General features: G+C 66.6%; 18 protein-coding genes, 1 tRNA gene and 1 pseudogene. 10 read left to right on the plus strand and 10 right to left on the minus strand.

Annotated features, from left to right (window positions below; all coding sequences use genetic code 11):
• Positions 1-213: 213 nt before the first annotated feature.
• The 3 genes from WEB06_06215 to WEB06_06225 all read right to left on the minus strand — a co-directional run bounded on the left by WEB06_06215 (position 214) and on the right by WEB06_06225 (position 1,617).
• On the minus strand, positions 214-681 hold the full coding sequence (locus tag WEB06_06215) for an NUDIX domain-containing protein (GenBank protein ID MEX2555210.1): 468 nt from the start codon (positions 679-681) through the stop codon (positions 214-216).
• 106 nt (positions 682-787) lie between these two features.
• Positions 788-1,096 (minus strand): GFA family protein, encoded by a 309-nt coding sequence (locus tag WEB06_06220; protein ID MEX2555211.1) that lies wholly within the window; start codon positions 1,094-1,096, stop codon positions 788-790.
• A gap of 239 nt (positions 1,097-1,335) precedes the next feature.
• Positions 1,336-1,617, minus strand: coding sequence for a hypothetical protein (locus WEB06_06225; GenBank protein MEX2555212.1), 282 nt, complete (start codon positions 1,615-1,617; stop codon positions 1,336-1,338).
• A gap of 518 nt (positions 1,618-2,135) precedes the next feature.
• Between WEB06_06225 and WEB06_06230 the strand changes: the two genes are divergently transcribed.
• Together WEB06_06230 and WEB06_06235 are read left to right on the plus strand one after the other, a co-directional pair.
• Positions 2,136-2,549, plus strand: a complete 414-nt coding sequence (locus tag WEB06_06230) for a nuclear transport factor 2 family protein (GenBank protein MEX2555213.1) — start codon at positions 2,136-2,138, stop codon at positions 2,547-2,549.
• A gap of 585 nt (positions 2,550-3,134) precedes the next feature.
• Positions 3,135-4,349, plus strand: a complete 1,215-nt coding sequence (locus WEB06_06235; GenBank protein MEX2555214.1) for a site-specific integrase — start codon at positions 3,135-3,137, stop codon at positions 4,347-4,349.
• 230 nt (positions 4,350-4,579) lie between these two features.
• On the opposite strand, the gene WEB06_06240 is transcribed toward WEB06_06235, so the two are convergent.
• The 3 genes from WEB06_06240 to WEB06_06250 all read right to left on the minus strand — a co-directional run bounded on the left by WEB06_06240 (position 4,580) and on the right by WEB06_06250 (position 7,580).
• Positions 4,580-4,984: a PIN domain-containing protein gene (locus WEB06_06240; GenBank protein MEX2555215.1), complete on the minus strand. Its 405-nt coding sequence runs from the start codon at positions 4,982-4,984 to the stop codon at positions 4,580-4,582.
• 3 nt (positions 4,985-4,987) lie between these two features.
• Entirely contained in the window at positions 4,988-5,218 is a 231-nt protein-coding gene (locus tag WEB06_06245) for a CopG family transcriptional regulator (GenBank protein ID MEX2555216.1), read from the minus strand.
• An 85-nt stretch (positions 5,219-5,303) separates the two neighbouring features.
• Entirely contained in the window at positions 5,304-7,580 is a 2,277-nt protein-coding gene (locus tag WEB06_06250) for a DEAD/DEAH box helicase family protein (GenBank protein MEX2555217.1), read from the minus strand.
• 116 nt (positions 7,581-7,696) lie between these two features.
• On the opposite strand from WEB06_06250, the gene WEB06_06255 reads away from it, so the two are divergent.
• From WEB06_06255 to WEB06_06265, 3 genes are all read left to right on the plus strand, one after another.
• Positions 7,697-8,845, plus strand: coding sequence for a site-specific integrase (locus WEB06_06255; protein MEX2555218.1), 1,149 nt, complete (start codon positions 7,697-7,699; stop codon positions 8,843-8,845).
• A 582-nt stretch (positions 8,846-9,427) separates the two neighbouring features.
• A complete protein-coding gene (locus WEB06_06260; protein MEX2555219.1) occupies positions 9,428-9,790 on the plus strand; it encodes a LuxR C-terminal-related transcriptional regulator in 363 nt (120 codons plus the stop codon).
• A 90-nt stretch (positions 9,791-9,880) separates the two neighbouring features.
• The gene (locus WEB06_06265) at positions 9,881-10,732 is read left to right on the plus strand and encodes a class I SAM-dependent methyltransferase (GenBank protein ID MEX2555220.1); all 852 of its coding nucleotides are present in this window, start codon (positions 9,881-9,883) and stop codon (positions 10,730-10,732) included.
• 183 nt (positions 10,733-10,915) lie between these two features.
• On the opposite strand, the gene WEB06_06270 is transcribed toward WEB06_06265, so the two are convergent.
• Positions 10,916-10,986, minus strand: a tRNA-Thr gene (locus tag WEB06_06270).
• Positions 10,987-11,301: 315 nt separating this feature from the next.
• On the opposite strand from WEB06_06270, the pseudogene WEB06_06275 reads away from it, so the two are divergent.
• A pseudogene (locus WEB06_06275) lies at positions 11,302-11,739 on the plus strand (ATP-binding protein).
• Between the two features lie 244 nt (positions 11,740-11,983).
• Here the strand turns inward: WEB06_06275 and WEB06_06280 are convergent.
• From WEB06_06280 to WEB06_06290, 3 genes are read right to left on the minus strand one after another with little or no spacing between them, the layout of a single operon-like run.
• Positions 11,984-13,102: a LuxR C-terminal-related transcriptional regulator gene (locus tag WEB06_06280; GenBank protein MEX2555221.1), complete on the minus strand. Its 1,119-nt coding sequence runs from the start codon at positions 13,100-13,102 to the stop codon at positions 11,984-11,986.
• A 37-nt stretch (positions 13,103-13,139) separates the two neighbouring features.
• Complete coding sequence (locus WEB06_06285) at positions 13,140-14,531, minus strand: ATPase domain-containing protein (GenBank protein ID MEX2555222.1); 1,392 nt, start codon at positions 14,529-14,531, stop codon at positions 13,140-13,142.
• The gene (locus WEB06_06290; protein ID MEX2555223.1) at positions 14,528-15,190 is read right to left on the minus strand and encodes a MerR family transcriptional regulator; all 663 of its coding nucleotides are present in this window, start codon (positions 15,188-15,190) and stop codon (positions 14,528-14,530) included. Before WEB06_06290 ends, WEB06_06285 begins: the two co-directional genes overlap by 4 nt.
• A 629-nt stretch (positions 15,191-15,819) precedes the next feature.
• Between WEB06_06290 and WEB06_06295 the strand changes: the two genes are divergently transcribed.
• From WEB06_06295 to WEB06_06310, 4 genes are all read left to right on the plus strand, one after another.
• Complete coding sequence (locus WEB06_06295) at positions 15,820-16,104, plus strand: hypothetical protein (GenBank protein MEX2555224.1); 285 nt, start codon at positions 15,820-15,822, stop codon at positions 16,102-16,104.
• Between the two features lie 127 nt (positions 16,105-16,231).
• Entirely contained in the window at positions 16,232-16,825 is a 594-nt protein-coding gene (locus tag WEB06_06300; protein MEX2555225.1) for a hypothetical protein, read from the plus strand.
• 47 nt (positions 16,826-16,872) lie between these two features.
• A complete protein-coding gene (locus tag WEB06_06305) occupies positions 16,873-18,660 on the plus strand; it encodes a class I SAM-dependent DNA methyltransferase (protein MEX2555226.1) in 1,788 nt (595 codons plus the stop codon).
• Positions 18,661-18,808: 148 nt separating this feature from the next.
• Entirely contained in the window at positions 18,809-18,985 is a 177-nt protein-coding gene (locus tag WEB06_06310) for a hypothetical protein (protein ID MEX2555227.1), read from the plus strand.
• Positions 18,986-18,987: the final 2 nt, after the last annotated feature.

Raw genomic sequence — 18,987 nt, forward strand, 5'->3', positions numbered from 1 at the left:
TCATGCGATGCCGCTCGTCGATGGACATCCCCGCATCATCGGGGCGATCAGCTCGTCGCGACCCCCGACGCAGATCGCCGTGGCGACTTCCGGTACGGGTAAGTAGCCCTGCTTCGCTGCCCGTTGGAGCGTGGAGAGCGACGCTTGTCTGTGCGAGCGTTCGGGAATGTTCCCTGAGCCGGGGGATGAATAGGTGTCCTCTCGAGCACTCGGCTAGGGGTCGAACATGACGCCCTCTTGCAAGCGCTCGAGCATGTGGCGCGTGGAAGGCGAAATCCCGAGCTCGAATGCCTCGGCAATCGTGACCCACCGGACGTCGGCGATCTCGTCGTCCCCCGGGGCCGGGGCGCCGTCGACGATGTTCGCCTCGAACAAGGTCGTAACCCATGCAACCTCGTCGCCGTTCGCGTATGTCATGCGGAAGTGGGGATCGCCGCCGAAGACACCAGCAACGCGGACGAGCTCGAGTTGGACCGACGCCTCTTCACGCGCCTCGCGTCGCGCCGCCTCTGCGGGCGTCTCTCCCGGATCGACAGCCCCGGCCGGAAGCATCCAGTGGCCCTCGACATGCTGAACGAGCAAGATCTTCCCGTCCCGGTCTCTGACCAGGACGGCAGCAGAAGGCCAGAAGAGCAGGTCGTGGCCGACCTTCTCCCTCAGACGTCGCACGTACTCAGACATGCCCACGCCGCGAGCCTAGAACAGCCGTCGGTTAGCCCTCAAGGTCGAGACCGCCCGTCTGCGCCAGCGCTCGGGAATGACGCCTGAGAGGTGGTCGCGAGCCGTATCAGCCGATCAAGACCACGGGTCCCTCGTCGTGCTGCGGGAGGTCGTCGAGGATCTCATACCACGGAGCCTTCGACCCGACGAACATGTGGGCCGTCGGCTTGAGCGCCGGCTTGTCGATCAATGACCCATACGGCACACGGATCTTGCCTTCGTGGCCCGTCCAATACAGCAGTGAGAAGCACTTCCCGCAGCGCCTCGCGTGGTGGCCATCGGCGTCGCCGATCAACATCAACGGGTCCACACCCTCGGTCACCCTCAACTTCTCGGGCTCGATCTCGCCCCACGGCAAGAAGGCCGAGCCCGTCATTGCACAGCAGTTCGAGCAGGTGGCAGTTGAACGCGACGATAAACTCGTCAGACACCTTGAACCCTGCGGCATTGCATCCGCAGCGCCCTCTCAGCACGACGACACTCTAGTACCGCCTCGAAAGCGCCAGTGTCCGCGAGTACACCGGAACGGACGAGCCGGTCAGTGCCAGGCTAAAGGAGGAAGCCGAGGAGCCTGGTCACGACAAGCTAGGCGCCCGTGACCGTCGCGACCCCGGCTTACCCCTCGATGATCTCGTAGTGCGACACGTCTTCGATCGACACGCTGGCTGCTTCCGCAGCGCCGCTGCGAATCCGATTGGCAGCTTCGACGCTCGAGAGGAGCGTCTCCTCGCTGTCCCAGACAGTGACCGTCACTGCCTTACCGCTCGAGCGGTCGACGAGCAGCTCGGCGCGCTCGAGTCCGGGTTCCTGTACCTCACCGAGCGCTTGGCTGAATCGCCCGATAGCGCCCTCGACGTCATCGGCGGGAAGTTTGTATGTGCTCACGCGAGCCCACATGGAGTCCTCCTTTTCGCCCTGTGCGACGAGCCTACGACATGAACCGCGGCGAGGCAACGCCAGCCTTCTCCCAGGCGCGCCCGCCTGGAGCGATGGCTAGTCGCCGCTCGCGCAAGTTGATCGACGCCGCGACGTTGCCGGACGAATAATCGTCTGCGCGATCCTGAACGACGTGACCGACGACGAGGAACTCGCCGCGCACCTGCGGATCGAGGGGCGCCAGCTCGAGGCCGGCAACCGGAACTAATCGACGGGAAAGATGAACTCTGGTTCGTCGGGTCCATGTCGTTGTACGCGATTTGGAACGCCTCTCTCTACGTGAGGTCGAACCAACATGCCTATTTGCAGGCTCTTTGAGTTACGGAAGCGACGGGACTCGAACCTCCGGCGTGACAGGCCGAGTCGGATGGCCGCGAGGCGTCTTGAAGCCCCGCGCTCGGCGCGTCTCCATATGCGAGTCTTGACGCCTTCACGATGGCATCTGGACGGCGATCAAGCAGCATGGAGGGAGAGAACGGATGGAGCGATCGCCCGAGTTGGAAGAAGTGATCGTCGACTGGTGGGACGCTTTCTCCAGAGGAGACGGTAGTTGGTTCGACCGCCATGTCTCGCGCGGGGCCGCTGTGCGTCTCGCCGGAACGGACTCGAACGAGTGGCTGGCGGGTGGGCGCGTGGGCGAGTTCCTCAAAGGGGCGGTGGAGGCGCTGGGTGGCACTCTCAAGATCTCCCCCGGCGAGCCCGTTGCCTTCCGTGAGGGCAACGTCGGCTGGGGGAACACGCGCCCGACTCTTACCTTGCGCGGCGGGAACGAGATCAATTTTCGCTGGAGCGCCGTCTTTCGCCGGGAAGACGGCGAGTGGAAGGCCGTCCAGATCCATGCCTCCGTCGCCATCCCCGACGAGGAGCTATTAGGGACGGACTCCCTGGGCTGATCGCTGACCGACGTCGTGATCGTGGATCGCAGCCGGCACGGACGTCAGCGACGAGGCAGCCAATTTGGCTTCCCCATAGCGCGCTGCCAAACCGACGAACGTTCGAACCCGCGAACCCGCGACCTCCGGCGTGGCCAGACCGGCGGTCGTCTTGTTCCCTCTTCATTCGCGCAAAGGTCGCCGGCCAGGAACATAGATCGATCGTAGTTTCGGACGGAAGCGCGACCCTCCCCGCCTCGAGACGCCCCGATAGTTCGACCTCGACCCGCTTCGAGTCGACTCGACACCCCGTCGATGCTACTCCGGCGCGGGTTTCGACGGTGATCTCCGGCCACTGAGACCTCGCGCGATTTCGCCGATGCGACAGGTCCGTCTCCTGCGCCAGCGTGCTTTGGCCAGACGCGCGCGTCGGTCGGATTGCCACCGGTGGGGCCTTCACGGCACCGAAGTCGGTGTCGGCTGTGTATCACGCGGTCCGGCCAACGTGGGGGCTCAACCGGTGACGCCCTCTGGGTGAGTGGGGTGGTCATGGCCGCTGCGCCGGTGTGATTCCTCGGTCTCGTTGTCGATCGAGGAGGTTCGGAGGTGATTCAGCAGGGTCAGGTGTTCAAGCTGAAGGCGAGGTCGGCGGAGGGGGAGCCGTTGTGGGCTTACCGGTATCGCGTCGCGGGCCGCGAGTCCGCGAGACTGCAGGTGGGCGGGTTCAGCAGCAGGGCGGAGGCGCAGCGGGCGCTTCAGAACAAGCTGGCCCGGCTGGTGCCCGGTGGCCGTTCGGCGACGCTGACGCTCGGTGAGTGGGTGGCGGAGTACCTGGAGGCTCATCAGGGTGAACGGGTCACGGTCGCGAAGCTTCGCTGGCTGCTCGGGAAGGCGACGGCCGAGCTGGGTGGAGTGCATCTTGTTGAACTCTCGCCGGAGCAGGTTTGTGCGTGGCGGCTGACGGTTCCGGAGGGGCATCGCTTCGAAGCGACGCAGGCGCTGCGGCAGGTGCTGAATCGGGCGGTCGCATGGAAGCTGATCGACGAGAACCCGGCCAAGCGCGGGGTGCCGAATCCCGGCCGGCGCTGCCGGGAGCAGCGGCCGTTCGATTCCTGGCCGCAGATCCGGTCGGTCGCCGAGCGGCTCGGGCCAATGTTCGGGCCGATGATCGTGTTCGCGACCGCGACCGGACTCCGGCCCTCGGAGCTGTTCGCGCTCGAACACGGCGACATCGATCGCGCCGCCGGCGTCGTCCAGATCCGACGGGCGTACGCGAACGGACGGGTCAAACACCCGAAGACGCGGCTGAGCAGACGTGCGGTTCCGCTGCAGGCGATCGCGTTCGAGGCGCTCGAGCAGCTACGGCCGCGTAAAGAGAGCCCGCTGCTGTTCCCGAACTCGCGCGGCGGTTACCTCGATTTCCGCAACTTCAACCGCCGCCACTGGAAGCCCGTCCAGAGAGCGGTCGGGATCGAGCCGTTACGTGACCTCTACGACTTGCGCCACACCTACGCGACCTTCGCGCTCCGCGCCGGCGTCCCGGTGTTCGCGCTCTCGCGGTTCATGGGCACGAGCATCGCGATGATCGACCTCCACTACGGCCACCTCGCGATCGACAGCTACCAGCACGCCGTCTCGCTCCTCGATGCGCTCGCGCTCGAGCGGGCCGTGGACGCTGGGTGGACGCCGGCGCTGAGACCCGCAAAGCCGCATCACGGCACGGTTTCGAGCTCTCGCGAACGCGGCTCTCGACGGACGGTGGACGCTCGGTGGACACCGACGCCACGACAGGGCGCGGCGACGGCACGCGGAAGGGGCTGATTAGCAGGAACTTCGCAGAGCCCTCTGACGGACTCGAACCGTCGACCCCCTCCTTACCACGTCACGCGCGTGCATGAACGAACATTCGCGGCGCCGTTTCCGCTGCAAATCAGTCGGTTACCGGAAGTGGACATGCGTCGCGGGACGTCGCGCGTGTCGTTCTGATGTGTCCGTTTTGTGTCCGCGTTCTGTCGCATGACCAGACAACGCGCGTCTCACCGGCGATCGGTTCAGGGAACGAGTTCGAACGCCGCGGCATGACGCGGTCGCACGGTGCCGAAGTGGCGGCGGTCGAGGGTGGCGATCTGCGTGGCCGTGAGCCGCTCGGCGATGGCGATCAGGCTTGCGTCGGTTCCGCTCAGTCCGAGGTCGGCGTACCTCTCGATCAGGTCGGCGATCCGGCGGCCATCCGCGGGCGTGAGCGGCTCGACTTGGAGCTCGCCTGCAGCGACGGCGCGGAAGAAGGCTGCTTCCGCGGCGGCGCCGAGCTGCCGGCGGATCAGGTAGGCGGTCTCCGCAATCACGAGCGGCGTGGTGATGAGCGGACCTGCGCCCGCTACCGCCTGGGCGCAGGCCTCGTGATCGGGGTCGGCATTGTCGGCGGCCGCGAGCAGAACGCTCGTGTCGACGAGCACGCCTCAGTCTCGGCCGAAGCCGTCGGCTAGGAGGTCGTCGGTATCTCGGGCGTAGCGGCCGGAGGTTGACGAGCCGAGGCCGACGAACGAGAAGGTCCGCGGAGCGGCTGAGCTCTCAACGGGAAGGGCTTCCGCCAACTCCGCGATCACTAGGTCGATGCTGACGCCGCGTCGCGTCGCCTCGGCCTGCAGCCGCGCGAGCGCATCCTCGGGAAGATCGATCGTGACGGTCATGCAGCCAGTATAGGAACGCTGAGCTGCGCTGAGGGCGCGGCGGCGGGCGACTGCCCGCTGGTGAATCCCAGCGTCTTGTAGGTGCTCAGGCGGCGGGCGTGCATTGCGCGCAGTACGGGGACGCGGACGTCGGCGTAGTCGTAGACGCGAACGCTGCGCTTGTTCTCGTGGGCGCGCATGAGCCGGCCGGTGTATTGGACGAGGCGGCCCTTGAAGGAGACGGGAAAGGCGAGGAAGAGGGTGTCGAGCTGGGGCAGTCGAAGCCCTCGCCGAGGTACTGGCCGGTGGCGACGACGGCGAGCGGCTCGTCCGGTGCCGAGCGCTCGATCCGGTCGAGGAGGGCGGTGCGTACGCGCTTGCCGAGACCGCCCTCCAGCACGATCGGTTCCACGCCGCTGCTGTGCAACGCGTCAGCCAGGAGGGCGCAGTGCTCCCTCCATTGGCTGAGCACCAAGCAGCGTCGGCCCTCTGCGAGCGCGTCGATCACGTCGTCGCAGACAAGCGTCCTGCGTCTTTGGTCTTGCACGAGCAGCCGGAACATCTCCTGGATCGGCGTCTCGGCGGCGCCGGCCGGCGCGAACGTCGTCTGGCGTACACGGAGTTCGAGGTCGATCTCTCCCGCCGGGCCTTCGCGCGTTCCGATCTGGTGGCGGATCGGTCCGCACTGCATGGCGACGATCTCCTGCAGACCGTCGCGACGGTAGGGAGTGGCGGTGAGGCCGAGAAAATGGCGGACCGGCGCGCGCCGGACCGCTGATTCGAACGAGAAGGCGGGTAGGTGGTGGCATTCGTCGATGACGACGAGCCCGTAGCCGGCGAAGAACGCTTCCAGGTCGTCGACTGCCTTCAGGCTCTGGATCATTGCGAGGTCGACGATCCCGGTGAGTTTCCGCCTGCCGCCGCCGCGCTGCCCGATCTGTTTCGAGGGGAGACCAAGCAGCGTCTGGAGCCGCGTCCGCCATTGCTCGAGCAGCGGCTTGCTGTGGGCGAGGATCAGCGTCGGCAGCTGGCGTTCCGCGATGAGCGCGCAGGCGATTACCGTCTTGCCGGCGCCGGGCGGGGCGACGAGCACGCCGCCGTCATGTGCCAGCATCGCCACGACCGCCTGCTGTTGCTGAGGCGTCAACTCGCCGCGGAACTCGAGCGGCAACCGTTCGTGTGCCGGCCGGTGATCGTCGGTCACAAGCCGGCTACCTGCAGCTGCGACCGCGTCCTCGACTTGGGCGAGCAGGCCACGCGGTAGGTGGAGGTGGGTGAGGTCTTCCTCGTAGCAACGGATCAGACGTGGCGTCTGGTGGGTCGAGAGGCGCAGCCGCTGCCGCTCGTAGAAGAGCGGGTTGTGCAGCGAGGCAAGGTGTTTGAGCTTGGAAAGCAGCGACGGCGGCAGCGCGCCACGCGGAATGGCGAGATCGGTTGCGATCGCGCACGGCACTTCCTCGGGCACGCGCTCGTCATGCCGTGCCCGCCAGCGCGCAGATAGCGCTTCGAGGCCGAACGCGACCTCGTCGTGCTCGTCGAGAAGATGCTCGAGCCGTTGGCTCGAAACGCGCTCCAGCGAACTCAGGAATCCCCACTGGTCTGGCCACGGCTCCATCGTCTCCGGGTCGAGGAAGACACTCGTTTCGGCGACACGGCAGCGGCCTTGCAGCGGCAGCGCGATCAGGTTCCCGAACCCCTTCTGGGGCAGGAAGTCCTGGTTCGGGAACAGCCGGTCGTAGCTCGCGAGGTCCAGCTCGGCTCGGCGGCCGATCGCGTCCCGGAGCAGCAGTGCTCCCAGCCGCCGCGCCGAGGCAGCGCGGACAGGCGCTGAGAAGAAGATCCAGACGTGGCCGCCCTCGCCCGAGCGGCTGCGCTCGAGCGCGGCCGCCACCTTGCGCTCTGCGCACGCCTCGAGCAGGGCGAGCGCGTCGAGCTGCCACGTCTTGCCGTCGAGGTCGCACGCGAGGAACCAGCAGCTGTCGTCCTCGAGCAGCGGATAGACGCCGATCGACTCCCGTCCGTGAAGATGCCGCGCGATCGCCTCGTCGGTCAGCGGCAGGTACGTCCTCGGCCCGGTCTTCGTCCAGCCGCCGGCCGTTGCGGGCACGTAGCCGCTCTCTCCCGTGCGGGTGTTCTCCCAGCGCAGCGCGTAGACATCCTCGCGGCCGCGGAAGAGGCTCCGGATCAACGCGACCTTCTCGACCGCGGAAGCACCGGAATCGAGGTGAGCCGGAGAGCGAGCGTCACCGTTCCCGGCATCGATGATCGCTCGCGTGTCTTGCGCGAGCGCGAGCAGCATGCGCAGCCTCTCGTTCTCGGCGCGCAGGCGCTCCAGTTCGCTCAGGGCCGCATCGAGCCGGTGCTGAAGGTCTTTTCCGGGCATGGCCGCGATCGGCGGGGACCCTAACGAGCGCGTCTGTCGGCACCCGCGGGCGCGGACGGCGGGCCGATGCGTCACCGTCAGGGCTGGAAGGGGGTCGCTATCGAGAGGAGGCTCTCATGATCCAACAGGGACAGGTCTTCAAGCTCGCATCCGTCGCGCGCGACGGCGGCGAGCTCTGGGCGTACCGCTTCCGGACCGGCGGACGTGACTCGAAACGGGTGCAACGCGGCGGCTTCAGGAGCGAAACGGACGCGCGGGCGGCGTTGGAACGCGCATTGGAGAAGTACCGGCGCGACAGCGGAGTGGGGAGAAGGATCACCCTCGCTGAGTTCGTCGACGAGTACCTCGCGCAACACGAGGTCTCGCCGGTAACGCTGGCGAAGCTGCGTTTCCTACTCAGCCGCGCGATACGAGCCTTCGGAGACCACTACCTCGACGAGCTCGACCCGGTCGACATCTCGGCGTGGCGGATGACCGTTACACCCGGCTACCGCTTCGAGGCCACCCAGGCGCTTCGCCAGGTGCTCGCCAGAGCGGTTGTATGGCGGCTGCTCGAAGTCAACCCCGCCAAGCAAGGCGTCGAGAACCCGCAGCGGCGGCGCACCGAGAAACGGCCATTCGAGTCGTGGGCGCAACTCGAGGCGCTCGCTAACCGACTCGGCCTGCGCCTCGGAGCGATGGTGCTCTTCGCCGCTGCGACCGGTATGCGACCCGGGGAATGGGTCGCGCTCGAGCATCGGGACATCGACCGCGCCGGCCGCGTCGCCTACGTGAACCGCTCCTTCAGCAAAGGCCGCCTCACCCACCCGAAGACCGAGGCGAGCATCCGCGCCGTGCCGCTCCAGGCTCGCGCGCTCGCTGCGCTCGACCAGCTACCGCCTGGCGGCCCTGGCGACCTGCTCTTCCCCGCCGAGCGCCGCGGCTACCTCGACCTCCACAACTTCCGAAACCGCAACTGGAAGCCCGCCCAGATCGCGGCCGGGATCGAGCCCTTCCGCCGCATCTACGATCTCAGGCACACCTTCGCGACCTTCGCGCTGCGTGCCGGTCTCTCAACCTTCGAGCTCTCACGCTACATGGGCGCCAGCCTGACCATGATCGACCGCCACTACGGCCACCTCGCCCGCGACGGCCGCGAGCACGCGATTCGGCTGCTCGACACCCTCAGTGCCGAGGTGGTGGACGTTCGTGGACGCCCGGTGGACGTCGAAACGCGCGAATCGCGTCCGAGCAGACAACGAAAGCAGGCGCTGAGCAGGAGATAAGCGGAAGCCCTCTGACGGACTCGAACCGTCGACCCCCTCCTGTAGTCGTACACGCGCGATCATCTGCGACGCAGTTTCGCCTGCAAATTAGGCTGATCCGGACGCTGGAGATGTGCCGCGAGACGTCGCACGTGTCGTTTCTGATGTGTCCGTTTTGTGTCCGTCAAGCGTTGCTTGCACAGCCAACATCACTGCGAGTCGACACGACAAGCGCGGCGCGAGCGGATGCTGTGCGGCGGCGAAGACATCCCAAGCTCGGTCGAGTGCCATGGGTCCTCTCCTGTCGACCGTCCGAACACGACGCTGAGTTTGGCTCGCAAGTTCGCGCACGTATGTGGTGTGCCGACACAGGTGCCCCTCCGCGGAAAGCAGGCGCGAGTTCGGCGTCGGCGTGGACGACTGCGTCTCGTCCAACCAGGGCTACCGGGATCGGGACCACGACCCGTCCCACGTCGTGGAGCCGCTCGCCGTTCCTCGCCGGGCTCGCCCCGGTCGCAACCGCCCACCACGAGCGACTCGACGGATCGGGCTACCACCGCGGGGCGGCGGCCGCGGCGCTCATACCGGCCGCGGATATTGGCCGTGGCCGACGCCTACCACGCCATGACCGAGCCGCGCCCTCACCGCCAGGCGCTGGCGCCCGAGCAAGCCTCAGAGACGCTGGGCCAGGAGGTACGCGCGGGGCGCCTCGACGCCGAAGCAGTCGCCGCGGTGCTTGCCGCCGCTGGCCGGCCCGTCCCCCGAATCGAGCGGCCCGCTGGTCTGACCGATCGCGAGGCCGAGGTCGTGGGGCTGCTCGCGCGCGGCCTACAGACGAAGCAGGTCGCGCACGCACTCGGGATCGCCGTCAAGACGGCCGACACACACGTCCAGCACGCCTACCGCAAGATCGGTGTCTCGACACGCGCGGTGGCGACGCGCTGTTCGCGATGCAGCACGGCCTAGCGGCATCGGGAGAACTCCCGATTGATCGCCGCGCCCGCCGCTCGTAGCGCCTACGATGAGGAGACGCGAGCGACAGTTGAGGAGGAAACGATGAGCACTCACGAGGTCGTGACCGCACAGGAGCTGGAGGAAACGCGTATCGCCTGGGACCGGATCGCCTCGGGCTACGACAGGAACGTCACCCCGACACACATGTGGCTGGGCAATGAAGGTCTGCGCCGTGCCCAGCTCCGTTCAGGGATGCGATTCCTCGATGTGGCGGCGGGCAACGGCGCCCTGAGCATCCCGGCGGCGCGCCTGGGCGCACAGGTCGTGGCGACGGACCTGTCCCCGGCCATGCTCGAGCAGCTCGCGGCGCGCGCGCGCAAGGAGGGGCTGGAGATCGAGACCCGCGTCATGGACGGTCACGCGCTCGACCTCGACAACGACAGCTTCGACATGGCCGGATCGCAGTTCGGGGTCATGCTGTTTCCCGACATGCCGAAGGGGATCAGCGAGATGGTGCGCGTCGTCAAGCCGGGCGGCCGCGTGCTGATGAACGTGTATGGCAACCCACATGAGATCGAGTTCTTAGGCTTCTTCGTGGCCGCTATCCAGTCCGTTCGCCCCGACTTCGACGGCCCGCCCGCGGATCCGCCTCCGCTCCCGTTCCAACTGCAGGATCCCGAGAGGCTGCGAAGGGAGCTCGAGGTGGCCGGACTGAGAGACGTCGTCGTGGAGACGATCACGGAGAGCCTGGAGTTCGAGACCGGAAGAGAGCTCTGGGAGTGGCTCGTGTCGAGCAACCCGATCGCGGAAGGGATCCTCGGAGACCTGGGCATCTCCGATGACGAGCGGGTGGTGATCGAGCAGTCGCTGGAGCGACTGGTGCGCGAGCGCGCCGGTAGCAGCGAGAAGGCTGTGCTAACCAACCCGATCAACATCGGCATCGGGACGAAGTAGCCGCGCCCTACGCCCGACGCGTGAGTTCCGCTTCGGGGTGAGTAGCTCTGGTCGGGTTCGGGCGGATCGAACGGGTGATGGGTTCCGGCACTCCACCCCGCGTACCGCAGATGTGTCCGAAATGTGTCCGCATGTTTAACAAACAGACACCAAGATAGTGCCCATTTGCAGGTACTTTAGCTAAGCCCTCTGACGGACTCGAACCGTCGACCCCCTCCTTACCATGGAGGATTCGCGGTGCGACTGCCGTGGGCGGGAATCGCGCTCGTGAGGCCGTTTCCCCTGCATTCTCTGCTGTTCAGGCGCTAAGCATCACCTGCCTCGGAGACCCCTGAGTCGCCTTCAGTATCCCCGCACCTGTCCCCAGAACCCATCCCCAACGGCGGCTCGGTCACGTGCCTGGTCACGCGCGTCGCGGAGCGCGTGATCCAAGGTCCCTGCGCGCTCAACTCTTCCAGAGGCGGGAGCTTCCGGCGACCTCCCGCGTGATATCTGCGGGATGGAGTGTTGTCTTGATTGGCGACGTGCGGGACGTTTTGCGGCATGCGCGTACCAGTCGAAGCGAGGGTCGCGCACTCGAGATCGCCGCCGCGGGCTCGCACAACCTGCTCCTCATGGGCCCTCCCGGAACGGGGAAGACCATGCTCGCCCGGCGGCTGCCGGGCATCCTTCCCAGGCTGACGCGCGAGGAGGCGCTCGAGGTGACGCGCATCCACTCGGTCGCCGGCCTGCTCCCCCAAGGGCAGACGCTCGTTGCGGTGCCGCCCTCTCGCGCTCCTCATCACGGAGCCTCCGCTCCGGCGATCGTCGGCGGCGGCCCGACCCCTCGGCCCGGCGAGGTCTCGCTCGCACATCGCGGAGTCCTGTTCCTCGACGAGCTGCCGGAGTTCCCGCGGCCGGCCCTCGAGTCGCTCAGGCAGCCGCTCGAGGACGGATTTGTCGCGGTCGCGCGCGTGGGCGGGCATGCGATCTTTCCGGCCCGCTTCCAGCTCGTAGGAACGGTCAATCTCTGAGTTTTTCGGCGTCATCCGTCCCGTGGCAGAGACGTAGCTCCTCGCGAGTGTGTCTGGTGCCAAACCCGGTTCTCCCTGCAAATCGGCCTGACCAGTGGCGCGAACGGAGTTTTGGCACCCCACAGGTCAGTTCTCGATTTTGGAGGTGAGCTCCGCACGGAGCTCTCGCCGGCAAGCTACGCCGACCGTTGTCAGAATGCGGAAAAATCTCGCCTCCGTGTCAGCGGAATGACCAGTCTCACACAGGGGGATCCGCCTCGGCAGCTTTGAGAAGGTCGAGTGCCTCGGCTCGAGAACTGACGCCAAGGCGGCGGCGGGCGTTCCTAACGTGTGTCCGGACTGTGTGCGGGGAGAGAACGAGGAGTTCAGCGACTTGATCCGTTCGAAGTCCCTCGCCGTATAGGCGGAGTATCGCGAGCTCGCTCGGGCGGAGGTCGTCGCTGCGGGCTTGCGCGGCCTCGCGTACGTCCGTGTTCACACGGGCCATCTCGAGAGAACGGCTTCGAAGGAACTGTGGGCTCCGCTCAATGTTTTCCAAGGCGTGGCCGAGCTGGACTGATGCCTCGTTGAGCAGCGTGAGGTCGTCCTTGGGCGGACGCCGCTTGCTGCGTGCAGCGATCGTCAGAGTCCCGACCTGTTCGCCGCCGGCCTCGAGCCACCGCACCTCGACCCAGTGGAGGCCCAGCGATCCGAGGGCTGTCGGCGGACCGCTTTCAATCATCGTCTTGAGCCGGCGGACGCTGATCGGGTTCAGGGCGAGGCGTCGAGTCTCGGCGGGGCGAAGGCCGCTAGCGGCGACGAGGTGGAGCTTGGCGTCTGTGTCGAGCAGTCGGATCGCAGTCACGTCGGCAGGTAGGGCGAGGATGAGGCCATCGGCAACCTGCTGGAGGGAGGCGACGAGGTTGTGGCCCGAAACGGCGGCAATCTCTTGCTTCAGTGCTAGGCGCCGCCGTTCCCGCTCCTTCAGTACGTGCCGGGCGCGAACCTGGTCGGTCGTGTCCACCGCCAGCGTGACTACGACTGGGCCCCAGCGATCGGTGTCGATGCGGCGGAGGGTTGCGCTCCACCAGCTCGGCTCGTGCCCCGGGGAGTCGTGACGGAACTCGGACAGGTGACGCGGCCTTCCCGTCGCGGCGACGTCTGCGACGAGCGCCGTCAGTTCATCTGCTTGGACGTGCGGCACTCGTTCGTCGTGGTGCGACTGGATCAGCTGCTCGAGCGGCAGGTCGTGACCGGCGAGACCCGGAAGCGGGGGGTTCGCGTAGAGGATCTCGAGCGTGTCGGCGTCGTTGACGAGCAAGCCGACCGGCAAGTGGGCGTGGAGTTCCTCCAGCAGGAGCAGGTCGGTGACGTGCACGTGCGCGCTCCTCCGCTTGCCCGTCGCGCGGCTCGTGCTAGTCGAACCTTTGTGCAGGGATGAACGGGTCACCGAGCACGATCCCTTCGGGGGTGATTCTGAACTCGCGGGTTTCCGGTTCGTGTCGGCTCGCGCGGGTCTTCAGGACGGTGAGGGCGCGGCGAACGGTTGCTTGGTCGCGGGTGTATTGGAGGAGCACGACGTTGTCGGAGAGGTGTGAGACGCCGAACTCGGAGAGTCGCCTCACGTGGAAGAGGTCTGGTACCTCCGAGGTCATGAACACGCTCACTCCCTGGCGGGAGAAGCGCTGGACGAGCGAGTACATGTATTCGCGGAACCGGACCTCGTCCGGCGAGGCGAGCTTGAGATCGGTGAGGCTGTCGATGAGGACACGGCGTGCGCCGGTGCGCTCCACCGTCTCGAGGAGGTCGTAGACCCACTCGTCGATGTACATGTCGACAGGCGAGCGGTACATCGCCTCGACGCCATCCTCGTCAACCGACCACCCGAAACCCTCGACGATCCGCGCGAGCTGGGTCGGGTGTTCCTGGAGCGTCGCCAGCACGCCGGGTTCGCCCTGGCGGACGCCGTTGAAGATGAAGTGCAGGCCCATCAGGGTCTTGCCGCAGCCCGAGGGGCCGGCGCAGAGCGTGGAGGCGCCGGGCCAGTAACCGTCGGCGAGCATGTCGTCGAGGGCGGCGATCCCGGACGAGTGCCTGGCTCCGTCGAGCGGGTAGCTGGTCATGTCGATCTGGTCGGCGAGTCGCGGGAAGACGTCGATCCCATTGGCCGAGAGGCGGTAGGCGTGCTGGCCGGGAGCGAATTCGCTTCCCCGTAGCTTGAGGACGCGGAGGGAACGCGTCTCGCGCTCGGACGCTCGCGTCGTGGAGAGGCTGATGATGGCGTCGGCGACCGCGAATTCGGGTGCCACGGCGATCTCGTCCTCGCCGTACTCGCCGACCCAGAACGACGAGGCCGGGAAGGCGGAGAGGTGGCCGGCGAAATCGTGGAGGAAGCGGCGAAACTCGGCAGCCTCCGCGTAAGCAGAGAGGGCCTTGAAGCTGTCGATCACGATGATTCCCGGACGGCGCTCCTTGATCAGCGCAGTCACCTGCTCGAGGACGCCTGCGAGGCCGCGCTCGTTGAGAGCCGGGCCGAGATCCTCGTAGAAGACGGAGTGGCCGACCGCTTCCGGGTCGAAGAAGCGGAGGGTCTGCCCGTAGCGGAGGATTTTGTCGAACGGCTCCGACACCGTGGCGAGGTAGAGGGCGGGCCGATCGAGCGTCGCGTTCGCAAACAGGTATTGCTGAGCGAGGATCGTCTTGCCGGTTCCCGGAAGCCCGATGAGCATGTTGATTGCGTCCACCGGGAGGCCGCCGCCGAGCACGCCGTCGAGGCGGGAATGGCCGCTCAGGAGACGCTCGCTCATCGCGACGTCGCGCCTTGCAGGAAGGCGCTCTTCCCGAGCAAGTCCTTGACGGTCGAGACGAACTGCAGCGGGTCGAGCGGCTTCCGCAAAAAGGCGTCGGCGCCGGCTGCGAGCGCCTGGTCGCGCGCGTCGAGCGTCGAGATCACCAGGCACGCAGGCACTCCGGCTTCCTTCAGACGCTGGCACAGATCGGCGCCCGTTCCGCCGGAGATGAGCAGCTCGATCACCGCGAGCTGGGGCAAGAGTTGCTCGAACTTGCGCGCTGCGTCATCGGCATCGAGCGCGAGAGTGACGTCGTAGCCCTCGGTCTGAAGGAAGAACTCGGCGAACTCTGCCGCGTACGGATCACGCTCGGCGAGCAAGATCAGGAGGCGAGGCGCCTGCTCCCGCTCATCCGCTGAGCGGAAGCCGCTCCCGCGCTCGAGCTGCTCACCGAGCAGGCGATGGGCCTCGGCCGGCTGTAGCCCTCGATCGAGTCCCTCCTTGACGAAGCGGAGCTGCTCGACCTCTCCGCGCGTGTAGAGCCGATGGCCGCCGGTGCTCCGCTCGGGCTTCACGAGCCCATAGCGCTCTTCCCAGTTGCGGATCGTCGCGGCCGGGATGTCGAGCATGCGCTCAACGGCGCCAATGCTGTAGATCGCGAGATCGCCGTGCTCCATGGTGACCAGCTTACTTCCTCAGCACTTCCAGCGCTAGGAACGTTATATCATCAATCCTTCCTAAATACCTCATCAAATACCTCATCGTAAGGCCCATAGTTCATCAGAACTGGGCTAAGGTGGCAGCGTGATGAGACAACAAATCACCACCGCTCCGCCCGAAGCAGGTGCTGTGGGATGGGGGCCAGCTGGGGCCCTCGAGAGCGAATTGCCGCAAGCCCGGACCGTGCAAGCCGAGTTTTCGCTGGCCCTCGAACGGTATGGGCGCGAATCAGCGGTTCTCGTCCTCGCTGGCGAGCTCGACCTCTTCCGCGCCCCGGCGATCAAAGACGCGTTGGCAGAAGTGCGCCACCTGACCGTCGACCTTCGCTTGGTCACCTTCATCGACGCGACGACGCTCGCCCTGCTCCTCAGCGCGAGCCGACGCCAGCAGGCGCAGGGTGGCCAGCTGCTCGTCCTCATTGGGCCGCGGACGCCGATGACTGCGTTCGAGGCAACGGGCTTCGATCGTCTCCTCGCTCTCAGGCGACTGGACGACGAGCCAAGAAACATCACTCCATGCACGGCAAGTAGCGAGAGGACTCGTGTGAGTCCTCCACCTCGTCCGACCCTCAAGAGGAGGAACAGCAATGGCAACAATGGAAACCACTGAGCGGGCGCGCACGAAGACGCCGGCCTACGCCGGCGATCGCACCACAGACGAAACCAAGCACTCGCTGAAGACCACCGAGTTCTGGGCGATGGCCGGCCTCATCGTGGCCATCTTGGCTGCCTCGGCCGTATCCGACTCACTCGACGATGTCCGCGCTTGGACGCTCGTCGCCGCCGTCGGGATCGGCTACATGATCAGCCGCGGCCTCGCCAAGACTGGCACCAAGTACGCCGGCGGCGAAGACCCGCTCAACAACCGCTAGACGCACCCAGTCAGGTTCGTGCTCGGGGCGCATTCGTCCCGCTCGACCTGCAGGCGCTCGTCGCTGCCGAGCAGCCTCTCGGCCGCTCTCGGCTGGTTCGTCGATAACCGAGCTGCTGCTCGAGCGCGTGTTGTTCGAGCCACTCGACGTCGGCGACGCCGCACGGGCGGCCGTCATCGCCGCCACCGTTCGCCGGGCAACCGAGACCATTCTTAAGTCGGCGCATGCCGCTCGCTGGCAGCTCGACCGCAGCGAGCGCGACGCGACGGAACTGATGGTCAACCTCTGTCGCCGCTTCCCGCGCTTCGCCCGCCAGCTTGCGACGCGGCACGACAACCGCGCAGCGCTGACGATCGACGATGAGTACGACGTCCAAGACACGCTGCATGCCCTGCTGCAGCTGCACTTCGATGACATCCGCCCCGAGGAGTGGGCGCCGAGCTACGCCGGCTCGCGCACGCGCATGGACTTCCTCCTGAAGCGCGAACAGACGGTGGTCGAGACCAAAATGACGCGCGAGCGTCTCGACCAGCGGCGCGTCGTCGAGGAGCTAACGATCGACAAGGCGCACTATCGTGGCCACCCCGACTGCAAGACGCTGGTCTGCTTCGTCTACGACCCGGAGCACCGCCTGACCAACCCCGATGCGCTCGAGGGTGACCTCAGTGGCGACGACGACGGCTTGGCCACGCGGGTGGTCGTGGCGCCGCGGCCAAGCTGAAGCGGCAAAGGACTCGCCGGTTGCTGGCCCTCCCTACGATTGACGCGATGGCCACGAGCGAGCCTGCTCCCCTGACCCTGCGCCGCCTCGAGGACCACCTCTGGCAGGCAGCCGACCTATTCCGCAACAAGGTCTCGAACCAGAAGGACTACATCCTCGCTCTCCTTTTCTTTAAGCGGGCCTCCGACCTCTACAAGGAGGAGACGGAGCGGGCGCTCGAGCAGCTCGGTGAGGCCGCCACCGACGAGCTCGCGCGCGACCCCGCCTTCCACGTCCTGCAGGTCCCGGCCGGCCACACCTGGGACGACGTCCGCGACACCGACGAGGCGCTCCAGGGCCAGGCGCTGAACGACGCGCTGGCGGCGATCGGCCGTGCCAACCCGAAGCAGCTGGCCGGCGTGTTCGAGCGGACCGATTTCAACAACAAGATGGCGCTGCCGAGCGACGACCTCGCGCGCATCGTCGAGCACTTCCACGAACTCGGGTCGCTCGACTCCACCCGCGTTTCGACAGACATGCTCGGTCAGGCTTACGAGTGGCTGATCGCCAAGTTCGCTGCCGCCTCGGGCAAGGGCGGCGGTGAGTTCTACACACCGGCCGAGGTCGGCAAGCTGATGGCCGGGCTGCTCGAGCCGCAGACCGGCGACCGCATCTACGACCCGACCTGCGGGTCGGGTGGTCTCTTGCTTCAGTGTCTCGCCCGCGCGGACGCGCAGGGAGTGAACGTGCGCTCGCTGTTCGTCTACGGCCAGGAGCTCAACCCGGAGACGTGGGCGATCGCGCGCATGAACATGTTGCTCCACGGCGCCGGCGACGCAGCCGAGATCAAGCTCGGCGACACGCTGGCGACGCCGGCGTTCGTCGAGGGCGTGAAGCTGAAGACGTTCGACGTCGTGATCGCCAATCCGCCGTTCTCGTCGAAGAACTGGGGCCACGAGCGGCTGAAGGCCGGCGGCGACCCGTTCGGGAGGATCAAGCACCTGCCGCCGAAGAGCCACGGCGAGATGGCCTTCCTGCAGCACATGGTCGCGTCGATGAACGAGAACGGACGGCTCGCGGTCGTGCTACCGAACGGCGTCTTCTTCCGTGGCGGCGCCGAGCTAGCGGTGCGTAGGGACCTTATTGACGCCGACCTCGTCGAGGCGATCATCCAGCTGCCGGTCGACCTGTTCTACGGCGCGGGGATCCCCGCGTGCGTGCTCGTCATCAACCGGGCGAAGGCGAGCGAGCGCGAAGGCCGCGTCCTGATGATCGACAACTCGGGTGGCTTCGAGCGCCGGGATACCAAGAACATTCTCAGCGACGAATCGATTGAGCACGCAGTCGCCATTTTCAACGGCGGCGAGGAGCGTGAGGGATTCGCGCGCTGGGTGGGTTGTGAAGCGATCGCGAGCGAGAAGTACCACCTTGTCGTCCGCCGCTACGTCGGAGGAGAAGGCCGGTACAAAGGTGCAGCTCGCCGGGAGAAGTCGGAGCTCGGATTTGAGGAGTCGGTCGAGGCCTACGTGGCCACGCGCCGCACGCGCTCGACCGAGGCTCACGTCGATGCCCTGATCGTGGCGGTGCGCGACATCTCCGGCCGCGGACACGAAGCGTGGCGGCATATTGCATTGCGAGAAATCGCCACCGTCGATGGTGCGAAGGTCAGGGTGGATGCGGCCGAGGAGTATCCGATCGTCGGTGTCCTCAACGCTGGTCAGGGGCTGTTCTGGCGCGAGACGATCTTTGGAGCCGACACGACCTACGCGACCCTCCAGCGCCTTCGGACTGGACAGCTCGTCTATCGCAAGCTGACGGCATGGGAGGGCCCGATCACCGTCGTTCCGGCCGAGTGATGGTGGGTACGTTTCCAGCGAGTTCCCCACCTTCACGCTCGACGAGGACGCGGTGCTTCCGGAGTTTCTCGCCCTTGTCTGTCGGAGGCCGAGCTTCTGGAACGAGATGCGGATTCGCTCGAGGGGCACAGCCGAACGTCGTGGCCGCTTGAACCCGCAGGATTTTCTGAACGTGGAGATCCAGCTGCCCGACCTCGACGCTCAAACCCGGTTCGTCGAACTCGAGCGCGTGATCAGGCGCATTGACGCCGAACGAGCGGCCCTTGGCGCTGTCGTCGCTGCTGCTCTCGAGCGTTTGCTGTCTTCCGGCAAAGACCCTGCATGACG

Source organism: Actinomycetota bacterium (assembly GCA_040905475.1).
Classification (GTDB): domain Bacteria; phylum Actinomycetota; class AC-67; order AC-67; family AC-67; genus DATFGK01.